We start from the raw sequence: 11594 nt of genomic DNA on the forward strand, positions 1-11594 counted from the left end.
CACTCCTTGCTAGAATGATTCAAACAGACGAAGATGCTCTTATCTGTGATTTAGCTGAAACCTATGGAATTTTTGACTACAGACAGTTACCTGCTGACCAGGTAGCTGTCTTTGCTTTTGGTCTGAGAGATGATTCACGGATCAAACTAGCAATGACCAATATCAAGGTTCCTTTTGAAACCTTTTTGCTTGCGGGCGTACTAGATAGACTTTCTGCTCTTGTTTGGTTTAAAACAACAGACGGTCAGAAAGGAATCAACAAACCATTAATGGTTGCAGAGGAGCTGACAGGTAAAACTAAAGCTAAAGAAAGTAAGGAGATGATCTTTGATTCTGGTGAGGACTTTGAAGAATATCGTCAGCAAATTCTAGAAAAGATAGGAGGTGAGGATTAGTGGCGACAGAAATAGCACAAGCTTATGTACAATTGATACCATCAGCCAGAGGTATTACTGGTAAAATCCAATCAATCCTCGATCCTGAAGCGAGTTCAGCAGGGCAAAGCGCTGGACAGTCATTGGGTTCTAGTCTTGTTAGCGTTATGACGAAAGTTATTGCAGCGGCAGGAATTGGCAAGGCCTTTTCGGCAGCTATCAGTGAAGGAGCAGCGCTTCAGCAATCACTTGGAGGTATCGAAACTCTATTCAAAGGTTCTGCTGACAAGGTGAAGGGGTATGCTAACGAAGCCTACAAGACCACAGGTTTGTCAGCTAATGCCTATATGGAAAATGTGACAGGCTTCTCAGCTAGCCTCTTGCAATCTCTTGGTGGTGACACTAATAAAGCTGCTGAAACAGCAAACATGGCCATGATTGATATGTCAGATAATGCGAACAAGATGGGTACATCTATGGAGAGCATTCAGATGGCTTATCAAGGATTTGCTAAGCAGAACTACACCATGCTTGACAATTTGAAGCTTGGTTACGGTGGTACAAAGCAAGAAATGCAACGGCTCTTAGCTGATGCAGAGAAACTGACGGGTGTTAAGTACGACATTAACAATCTTTCGGATGTTTATAATGCTATCCATGCTATCCAAGAAAATCTCGACATCACTGGTACAACTGCCAAAGAGGCAGCATCTACTTTTAGTGGTTCTTTTGAATCCATGAAAGCAGCTGCTCAGAATGTGCTAGGGAAGATAGCAATTGGTGAAAATGTAACACCAGCCTTGCAGTCATTATTAGAAACAACGAAAACATTTTTATTCGGAAATTTCTTACCCATGATAGGGAACATCTTATCAGGGCTAGGTGTTGTTTTAACACACGGACTCAGTGATATTGCTTCTCAACTTTTCGGAGATGCTTTTGGTAGTGCTGTTTTTGATCAAGTTGCACATGTGACAGGAATTTTCGAAACCTTCTTTGATATGATCTTTGGGTCTATGGATAAAGAGGGGAATTTTGAAATATTAGATGCACTTGGTTTTAGCGAAGATGCAGCGAACCAAATTATCAACATAGCAGACAATATTCGAGTTACTTTTGAGAACATTGGTTCTGCAATCGGTGATGTATTAGGCATTATTGGGGGTTTCGTTGGTGATCTTTTAGGGATCAAAGATGGAGAGCAGGGAGTGAATCTGCTAGGCATTGCCTTTGAAAGTATCACAGGTTTTATCAGGGACGCCTCTGAAAGTCTTAGTAAATTTACCTCTTGGTTAAAAGATTCACCTCTTGCATTAGATGCCTTAAAATCGGCTGTTGTTGGTATTACGAGTGCATGGGCAGGATATAAAGCTGTCTTAGCGGTAATAAAAGGAATTGAAACAATCAGGAATGCAACTCTAGCTATTACGAATGGCTTAATGCTAGCTCAGTTCGTAAGAACCGGTGCACTCACTACCGCAGAGGCGGCGAATGCGGCTGCAACCATGGGAGCAAGTGGAGCGTTTGGTATCTTTAATGCAGTTTTATCTGCAAATCCGATTGGCCTAATCGTAACGGCAGTCGCAGCATTGACTGCTGGACTGGTATGGTTCTTCACACAAACAGAAACTGGTCAGCAAATTTGGTCATCTTTTGTGGATTGGATCAAGCAGGCTTGGCAGGGGATTGCTGATTTCTTTGTCGGTCTTTGGTCTGGTATCTCTGAGGGTGCTAGCACATTGTGGGATGGAGTTGTTACAGCTTGGACTGCTTACATCGAATCTTTGAAAGCGATGTGGACTGCTGTTGTAACATTCTTTTCTGACTTGTGGATAAGTATTCAAGAGGCTGCGTCTGTGGCATGGACAGCTATCACAACGGTAGTAATGGCTATTGTTCAACCGTTCATTGACGGATTCATGAATGTTTGGAATAACATTTCAGACGGTCTTACTCAAATTTGGGAAGGGATTAAGATGATTTTTCAAGGCGCTTGGGAGTTCATCAAATCCATTTTCTTGGGCGCTATTCTAATCATTATTGACCTTGTAACAGGGAACTTTAATCAGCTAGGAGCTGATCTTTCTCTAATTTGGGAAGGTATTCAAAATGGCATTTCCATGATTTGGGAAGGTATCAAAACATACTTCTCTGGAGTTGTAGATACTATTGTTGGTTATGGTATTGCTGTTTTTGAAAACTTTTCTGCTGTTCTTAGTGCGATTTGGGAGTTTATCAAGTCGGCTGCTTCAGCGACTTGGGAATGGTTAAAATCTACTGTAACAAGTCTGATCACAGGTTTGGTGCAGGGAGCTCAAAATATCTGGGATGGCTTTATGAACTTCCTATCAAGTTTGTGGGAAGACATCAAGTCAACGGCAAGCAATGCTTGGAGTTCTCTAGCATCTAGTGTTTTAAGCATTATCAATGGTCTTGTATCTGGAGCACAGAACGCATGGAACACTATGTCTAATGCTGTGTCTAGTCTTGTAAGCAATGTCACTGGTTTTTTCAATCAATTGTGGAATATTGATTTGTATAGTGCAGGACAAGCAATCTTGCAAGGTTTCTTGAATGGTTTGCAGTCTATGTGGTCCTCTGTTACCGACTTTGTTGGTGGAATCGCGGATTGGATTCGTGATCACAAAGGTCCTATCGAATATGACCGTAAACTCTTGATTCCTGCTGGTACTGCAATCATGAAGGGGTTAGATCAAGGATTGCAAGACCAATTTAAGGATGTCAAGCAAACGGTCGGAGGCATGGCTGATGAGATTGCGGATGTATTTTCAGGAGACGGTCTGGACCTGAATTCCTCTGCCTCAGTTACTAAAAGTCTTGAGGCTCAGTTGGCTATGCCATCAACTCAATTTGAAGCGCATGAAAATAGAACCGTGTCTGAGATAGCGATTCTGAGAGCAAGTATGGAAAGAATCCTTACTGCTATCCTTGAGAAATCGTCAGATGTCTATCTAGACAATGACATTATCTCGCTCAAAACCTACGAACAACATGGTGCTATTTATGCGAGGGGAGGAATTTAATGGATTATATGATCATCAACGGTTTTAATACATCAAGCCTTCCTGGTTGTGATGTGACAGATTTTGGGAAGGTGGAGGCTGCTAAGCCGAAGGGAGAGAAGGCTGACCTTTATGGAGTCAATGGCAGTTATCGTGTATTAGACGGTTCTTTCGACAGTTACGAAAGGACCTTCATTCTATACGTTAAAAAAATGGTTGAGATTTCAAGTATTCTTGATAAGTTTCAATCGAATGATAACGTTTTGGAATTTAGCTATCAGCTTGGCTCATTGTTTTATGCTAACTTTGTGACTGCTAGTTTTGAACCTTTTGGGAATCATGCTTGGAAGTTAGAAATTAAGTTAGAAATGCAACCATTCAGATATCAGAAGAGCGTAGAACCTGTGGTTCTGACTGCATCTGGTACAATCAATAATCTTGGAACAATCTATTCAGAGCCTATCATCGAAATCGAGGGGGATGGTGATATCTCTCTTACGATTGGTCGTAAGACCATGTATCTTACGATTAAGACCAAGGCTACAATCGATTGTAGACAAGGAAAGCAGAACATCTACAACGCTACTGGTGCGGTTCAGAACACACTTCGGAAGCGTGGAGGGTTCTTAGAAATCCCGACTGGTAAGATTGGTGTTTCGTTTACTGGAACCGTCCGTAAGATTACTTTTCGACCAAATTGGAGGTATAAGATTTGATTTATTTAACAAATGGGAATATGCCTCTGAATGCTGCATACGCTGATGAAATTGTTCAAGAGGATAATAGCACCTACCAATTGAGTTTTCGATTCCCAACTTCTGATCCCTTGTGGGAGAAGTTGAAGGAGGAGACATTCCTAACTGCTGATGATCTTCACGGCGAGCAGGATTTTGTCATCTTCGAGGTTGAGAAGAAGCATGGTTATATTCAAGTCTATGCGAACCAGGTGTTCACCCTCTTGAATAACTATGTGGTCAATCCAATCTCTTTGGATAGGCAGACTGGTTCGACTGCCTTGAGTCGCTTCGCTGGAAGCATCACTCGTGACAATCCGTTCTCGTTCTTCTCGGATATTGAAGATAGGCACACCTTCAATATTGGCTCTAAGAATGCTATGGAGGCATTTGCGAAAGATAAGCACTCTATTATTGGTCAATGGGGTGGAGACCTTGTACGTCATGGATATCAAGTTAGACTTTTAAAAAATGGCGGTTCAGAAAATGAATCGCTTTTTATGTACAAAAAGAACCTGTCTAGCTATCAGCACAAGACCTCTACCAAGTCTTTGAAGACTCGAATTACTTTCACTACGACTGTCAAAGGTGAGGAAGAGAAAGCACCTGATCGTACATTTACGGTCACAATTGATAGTCCACTCATTAACAAGTATAGTCAAATCTATGAAGATGTGATTGAGGTTAATGACCAGGATGTGAAGGATGAAGCAAGCCTTCGTAAGTATGGTGAGCAGTATTATCGAACCTCACTTTGTGACATGATGGAAGATAGCCTTGAGATTGAGGTTGTCGGCCAGAGTGACGTGCCTGTTCAGATGTTCGATATTGTTAGTCTTTTTCATGAGGTCTACAACCTTGATGTGCGTAAGAAGATTACCAAGTACACTTACTCACCAATGGCCAAGAAATTGAAATCAATTGGCTTCGGTCAGTTCCAGTCAGGTCTTGCGAATGCGATTGGTAACGCAGTGAGTGATGCTGTCAAGGACGAAACTCAACAACTTCAAGGTAATTTTGAACGGCAGTTAGCAAGAGAACTCAAGAATGCTAACCTTGCTTTTGACAGACAGAAAGAAGAGTTGGTCAATCAATTTACTGATGGCCTGAATTCTACCAAAGCAAGAGCTGAAGAAGTCAAGCAAGAACTCTCTGACACTACCAATCAGCGTTTCGACAGCTTTGAAAATGGTCCTTTACAAGATGCTAAACGTAGGGCTATAGAAGCCTTACAAAACGCTGGCGCAAGTAGTCTGCTTGCTCAGGAAGCGAAGCGAATTGGTCTGGATTCAATCGCTAAACTTGAAGAGTTTAAGACACAGGCTACGAGCGCTCAGATGACTTTGTCAAGTGATTTGGATGATTTAGCAAATGAAGTTCTATCGAAGCAAGAACAAATAAAAGATGAAGTTGATGAACAAGTTGAAGCACTTGTTCAGACCAAAAAAGAACTGGCTGGTGTGAAGTCAGCGCAAGCGACCTATGAAGAGACGACGACTCGCAGACTGTCAGAACTGACCAACTTAGCTAATGGTAAGGCCAGCAAGTCAGAACTCACGCAGACTGCGGAGGAACTAGCTAGTAGGATAGCGAGTGTGCAGGCATCCGGCCGAAATCTATTCTTGAATTCACTATTCAAGCAGAATATTTCAAAAACAGGGATTTGGACTACGAGTACTTACGAGGCCGCTATTGATAGCACAGATAAGTATTTAGGTCATAATGCCTTAAAAATCGTTGGTCAGAATCCATCTGGTCGGGACGGAGGTAATCCTAAGATTACTTATCCAGCTCTGGGTCAATTTGGAAAAGTAATTTTTGGAAGTACGACTAATCAAGATGTAACCATTAGTTTTTATGCCAAGGCGAATAAAAACGGAATAATGCTGAGATCTCGATTAGGCAACATTTGGTACAAAACCGGAAATGTAACATTGTCGACAGAAATTAAACGATATGTTATCCATATTCCCAAAAGTTGGACAAACGAATCCAAGCAGACCACAAATGAATGGTTGTTCGATTTTAACCAAGAAGGAACCGTTTGGATTTGGATGCCGAAGTTTGAAATAAGCGATGTAGATACTTCTTATTCAGAAGCTCCTGAAGATATTGACGGTCAGATTTCAACTGTCGAATCGACCTTCAAACAGCGTGCTGATGCACTTGATGCTGGTGTAAATCGTCTGACCGAAGGGCTTAGAACTAAAGCGGATATCAGCTCACTCAACGTGACTGCTGAGAACATCAGGCAGTCCGTGAAGAGTTTGGAAACAAGCACGCAGAACAAGCTGGACAAGAAATTGAGCATGGCTGAATTTGAGGTGCGGGCATCTGGTATTAGACAAGAGATTGTCAATGCAACCAAAGACAAGGCAGACAAGACCTTAGTTGTGGCTGAAGCTGGGAAATTGCGTGAAGAATTTTCAAAAATGAAGGTCGGTAGTCGCAACTATGCTGAAGACTACGATTTCTCAAGAGGGCTCTGGGTTTACTCTCAAGGAGATAGTAGTCCTGTTGACTGGAAAATTATCAACGGTGAATACAATGTAAAAGGCACGACTAATACTTGGAAGCAGCTGCAAATCCACTCGAAAGAGGGGAGTCGATCTTCGTGGAAGAGTTCGACTGCTCTTCTTGATTTGGAGGTGGGAGAGACTTATACTCTCTCATTTCAAGGAATTTGCTACTCTGGCTCTTCAAGTGTTTGGCTATCATTAAGGGCCAACCGTACAGTTTCCGGTAATCCTGAAATTATACCTGGCACTTTCAACCTCACATCTAGCTGGCAGACTTATCAAGTCACTATACCAGCATTGACCAAGCCTGTGAATTTTGATTTCTGGCGAATTATTCTTGGTTATGACGGGATTGGCCATGTGGCATTTCGCAAGGTTGAATTGACCAGAAGCTCGACTCGTATAGATGCAGGACCTGCCCCTGAAGATGGGAAGACGGATCTGGTTGTTGCCAAGTCTGAATTTCAGAAGACTGCTGAAGGCCTATCTGCTAAACTGGCAACGGTTGAAACCTATATCAGCCAAGACGGCCAGCGACAAGAAGCATTGAGAAGATACACTCGAGAAGAGAGCGCTAAGCAAGCAACTTCTGTCCGTGAGCTGGCAACGAAGGACTATGTAGGCAAAGCGACTTATCAAGAAGATGTGAAGGGTATCAATCAGAAGATTGAAGCTGTTAAAACTAGTGCGAATAAAGAAATCGCTAGTCAAATCGCAAGCTATCGTCAATCTGTAGATGGTAAGTTCACGGATATTTCAAGTCAGATAACTACTTATAAGCAAGGCGCAGATAATCAGATTTCAAATTTAAAGACTCAGATCGCTACAAATAAGGATAATGCTGAACGACAAATGGGTAGAATATCTGATCAGGTCTCTGCTAACAAAGCGAATGCTGATAGTCAATTTAAGAATGTGACCAATCAACTAGCACGAAAAGTAGAGACTACTGACTTCCAGCGTGTTAAAGAAACCAGTCAGCTTTATGAGCGGATTTTAGGCAATACTGAAAACGGGATTGCGGATAAGGTTGCTCGCATGGCTATGACCAGCCAGCTGTTCCAGGTTGAAGTATCTAAGAATGAAGGCCTGAAAACCGTTCAAAGACAACTTGCTGACTCATGGTCGGTTCAAAACATCAACAGTGCAGGTGATTTGATTTCAGGAATTAATCTTGGCGCTAATGGCCATAATCGATTTGATGGGAAACTAACTCACATCACGGGTGAAACTTTGATTGATAAAGCAGTTATCAAGTCGGCCATGATTGACAAGCTGAAGACGGCCAATTTTGAAGCTGGTTCGGTGACTACTGTAGTTTTGGATGCTGAAGCTGTTACTGCGGAAAAAGTGAAATTCGATGATGCGTTTATCAAGAGAATTACCGCGAAGGATGCGTTGATTGAAGGCATTATAAGCAAGCAAGCATTTATCAATCACCTTAACAGCATCACCATTGACGCTGATAGAATTACGGGTGGGAATTTAAGTGCTACGAATGGAGCGATGAAAATTGACTTAAACAAAGGTCAGTACGAAGTCTATACAGAAAAAGCAGCTATGAGACGTGTTGTAGCAGGTTATCCGAATCAATTTATAAAATTTGACACCGGTATTCAAGAAGTAGCAGGTAATAGAGAAACAAAATCTGGAGTTACTGTTATAGGCTCTAATTCAGATGGGACGGAAAATGGTAATAATCAAACTTTTGCAGGAATACAGATTTGGAACAATCCTCAACAAAGAAACGTGAATTCCATAGGAGATTATTTGAGAGTATCAAATAAAGGCTTCGGAGAAAATGAAAAAGGCTGGATAATTCAGACAAGTGATACACCTACAATCGGGCCTATTGTTGATAAAGACAAACCTGAAACAGGAAAACGTTCAGCGATTTTATCTGGTGATTTTTATTTTATTAATAAATGGGGCCAAAAAGTTTCTCTCTTAGGGATCCTTGAAAGATTTATCGTCAATTTTAATACTCTTAGAGATAAAAGAGGAATCTTATATACAGATTTCTCTGAATTAAATTAATAATGCAAGGAGGCAGAAATGGTTACAGAGCAAATTAATCAAGCACTACGAATGACAATCAATGAATTGTCAACTGCATCAACGAATACTATGATTGAAAATAATTTTTCTATTGTTCAGTTGAACGATCAAAAGATTGCGAATCAGGAGTTGATGCAAGAAAACAACAACATCAAAGAACGAATCAATGAATTTGAAGCTGTTTTAGAATATGATCCAGCGCTTAAAGAATTATTTGAAGAGATACAAGCAAAAATGAAAGGAACTAACTAATGAATTACGAAGTAGCAATTAAACCATATCTTAAAGGCGCAGAAAATGTGACAGTTGTCGCAATCAAGATGGAAAACAACGGACGCTATTCTTACGAGCAAGTAGAATTGCACGGCGACCATACGCAGGATAATGAAGCAACCTTGATTCAAGAAGTGCTGGATCATATCCGTACAGAACTTGACCCAACTAATGCCATCGTCAAAACACAGGTGCAGCTTGAACAGGCTAATCAGAAGATTGCTCAGAATGAAAGCAAGCAGAATCGACTCTCTGCGCTTGCAAATAAAATCGACAAAGTAGTACGAGTCATGGCTCAAGATTCCATTATGGGTGAGAAAATCGCCTATGGAACAACCTACAAGGAACTTGTTGAACTCTTCCCATTCGCTGAAGAAGGTAAGGCCTATCAACCAGGTGATATGTTTGTGATTGAAGATCCTGAACATGTCGAATTGAACGGCGAGGGCAAGCGTGTCTTGATTCAGACAAATCAGGCTTTCACTTACAAAAGCGAATCTCTCAAGCAACTTGAAGGCGTGCCATCGCAAAATGGTATTCTTGCAATCTGGAAGTGGGAAGGGCAAAAAAACGAAAGTAATCTTGAAACTACTCGAGTTCCTGCACAGTAGATTGGAAGTGGTCTGATTGGAATTACTAGCATTTCTGGATAAATTGAGCCCAATTCTAATCGTGATCATTCCTAGCTATTTCTCTTTCAAAAGCACGCAGAACACGAAAGAGACTGACAAGCAAATCAGTCTCTTATCTGATGAAATTAGCGCCATTAAAAAGACAGTCTCGAATGTTGAGGCTATCGGTAAAGATAATAGCAAAGGATTGAGTGTTATTGGAAAAGGTCTTCAAAGATTACAACGTTTTCGATTGCAAGAAAACCTAAAAAAAGCCATTAGACGAGGCAATACCAATCAGCATGAGATTGAGGAATTGTCTCGTCTTTATGAAAGTTACGTGGAACTTGGTGGGAATGGAGCCATCAAGGTATTGTATGAAAAATTTCTAGCATTAGAAATTGTGGAGGAAAATATAAATGCAACAAATCAATGAAATTATCGCAAACGGAGCCATCAGCATTTTAATCATTTTGATTGGGATTGTGGTTAAAGCAGTCAAAGATTACCTCATTAAAAAAGGTGGGGAGAAAACCATCAAAATTGTTGAGAGCTTGGCCAAAAATGCGGTCAATGCCGTAGAGCAAGTAGCTTCAGAAACTGGCTTTAAAGGCGAGGAAAAACTGGAACAGGCACGAACTAAAATCCGTGCAGAATTGTCAAAATACAACATCAGCATGACTGACCGTGACCTTGATACCTTCGTTGAGTCAGCGGTCAAACAAATTAACGAAGAGTGGAAAGGGGAGTAAGGATGGATATTGATACAAGCAGATTAAGAACTAACTTACCTCAGGTCGGTGTACAACCTTATCGTCAAGTGCATGCACACTCAACAGGAAATCGAAACTCAACCGCACAAAATGAAGCTGACTACCATTATCGTAAAGACCCTGAACTAGGGTTCTTTTCACATGTTGTCGGAAACGGCCGTGTCATGCAAGTAGGGCCTGTAAATAACGGATCTTGGGACGTTGGTGGCGGTTGGAATGCTGAGAGTTACGCAGCAGTCGAATTGATCGAAAGTCACGGAAGTAAAGAAGAGTTCATGCGTGACTACAAGCTCTATATTGAACTTCTGCGGAATCTTGCGGACGAAGCAGGCATTCCGAGAACGCTGGACTCTGACAGCCTAGCAGGAATCAAGACGCATCAATATTGCACGAATAACCAACCAAACAACCACTCAGACCATGTGGATCCATACCCTTACTTGGCAAAATGGGGCATTAGCCGTGAGCAATTCAAGAAAGATATTGAAGGTGGTCTATCTGAAGCTGGCTGGAAACGTAATGAAACCGGCTGGTGGTGGGAGGAGTCGGATGGTTCTTATCCGAAAGACCGTTGGAAGAAAGTTAACAATGAATGGTTCTACTTTGATAATCGCGGCTATTGCCTAATCAATCGATGGTTCAATGATGGGAAGGATTGGGTCTATCTTGACAAACGTGGCGCAATGGTTACAGGCTGGATGTACATCGGTAATTACTGGTATTATTTCAAGGCAGACGGTCGTATGGCTAAAGGCTGGGTGAAATACCGAGAAACCTGGTACTATCTTGATGAAAAAGATGGCGACATGAAATCAAATCAATTCATCAAATCAGGCAACGGTTGGTACTATCTCAAACCAGACGGCAGCATGGCAGACAAACCAGAATTTACAGTTGAGCCTGATGGGCTCATCACGACAAAATAAAACAGAAAGAATAAAAAATTATTACACTAGACCGCAGGCTCACGCTTGCGGTTTTTTTGATACCCAAAATGATACCCATAATTATTGACTATGTAATTTTACGGTAATTTTTACGAATGTAACTTGTTGATTTTTCAAGGTTTTGAAGGATATTGCATAATAGTTTTCTTTTATTGCAACAACAAGTTTCTGTTTACCCAATCGCAAAATAAAAAGGTCCAGTGAACCTTTTTATCCCGAGCCTTGAAATGTAAAGGCTAGGAAGCTAGAAGTAGCATTAAATAAGGCTTTCCGAGTTTTCGG

Annotated in this window: 9 protein-coding genes; all 9 read left to right on the forward strand. The window is 41.3% G+C overall.

Features of this window, described 5'->3' with window-relative positions; translation table 11 throughout:
- The first annotated feature begins 14 nt into the window (after positions 1-14).
- Genes HMPREF2837_RS07720 through HMPREF2837_RS07760 form a run of 9 tightly spaced genes read left to right on the forward strand, consistent with a single transcriptional unit; the run spans position 15 to position 11291 of the window.
- Positions 15-395, forward strand: coding sequence for a DUF5361 domain-containing protein (locus HMPREF2837_RS07720; RefSeq protein WP_049549237.1), 381 nt, complete (start codon positions 15-17; stop codon positions 393-395).
- The gene (locus HMPREF2837_RS07725) at positions 395-3418 is read left to right on the forward strand and encodes a phage tail protein (RefSeq protein WP_049549238.1); all 3024 of its coding nucleotides are present in this window, start codon (positions 395-397) and stop codon (positions 3416-3418) included. The genes HMPREF2837_RS07720 and HMPREF2837_RS07725 overlap by 1 nt, the downstream gene beginning before the upstream one ends.
- Positions 3418-4113, forward strand: coding sequence for an adenylosuccinate synthetase (locus HMPREF2837_RS07730; RefSeq protein WP_049549239.1), 696 nt, complete (start codon positions 3418-3420; stop codon positions 4111-4113). The genes HMPREF2837_RS07725 and HMPREF2837_RS07730 overlap by 1 nt, the downstream gene beginning before the upstream one ends.
- Positions 4110-8687 (forward strand): phage tail spike protein, encoded by a 4578-nt coding sequence (locus tag HMPREF2837_RS11480; RefSeq protein WP_075230804.1) that lies wholly within the window; start codon positions 4110-4112, stop codon positions 8685-8687. Before HMPREF2837_RS07730 ends, HMPREF2837_RS11480 begins: the two co-directional genes overlap by 4 nt.
- A gap of 18 nt (positions 8688-8705) precedes the next feature.
- Entirely contained in the window at positions 8706-8960 is a 255-nt protein-coding gene (locus tag HMPREF2837_RS07740; RefSeq protein WP_075230805.1) for a hypothetical protein, read from the forward strand.
- Entirely contained in the window at positions 8960-9592 is a 633-nt protein-coding gene (locus HMPREF2837_RS07745; RefSeq protein WP_075230806.1) for a hypothetical protein, read from the forward strand. Before HMPREF2837_RS07740 ends, HMPREF2837_RS07745 begins: the two co-directional genes overlap by 1 nt.
- Before the next feature lie 16 nt (positions 9593-9608).
- A complete protein-coding gene (locus HMPREF2837_RS07750) occupies positions 9609-10028 on the forward strand; it encodes a hypothetical protein (protein WP_075230807.1) in 420 nt (139 codons plus the stop codon).
- Positions 10012-10344: a phage holin gene (locus tag HMPREF2837_RS07755; RefSeq protein WP_049549242.1), complete on the forward strand. Its 333-nt coding sequence runs from the start codon at positions 10012-10014 to the stop codon at positions 10342-10344. Before HMPREF2837_RS07750 ends, HMPREF2837_RS07755 begins: the two co-directional genes overlap by 17 nt.
- Positions 10345-10346: 2 nt before the next feature.
- Entirely contained in the window at positions 10347-11291 is a 945-nt protein-coding gene (locus tag HMPREF2837_RS07760) for an N-acetylmuramoyl-L-alanine amidase family protein (RefSeq protein WP_075230808.1), read from the forward strand.
- The last annotated feature ends 303 nt before the right edge of the window (positions 11292-11594 follow it).

It is taken from the genome of Streptococcus sp. HMSC071D03 (genome assembly GCF_001812125.1).
Taxonomy (GTDB): Bacteria; Bacillota; Bacilli; order Lactobacillales; family Streptococcaceae; genus Streptococcus; species Streptococcus pseudopneumoniae_N.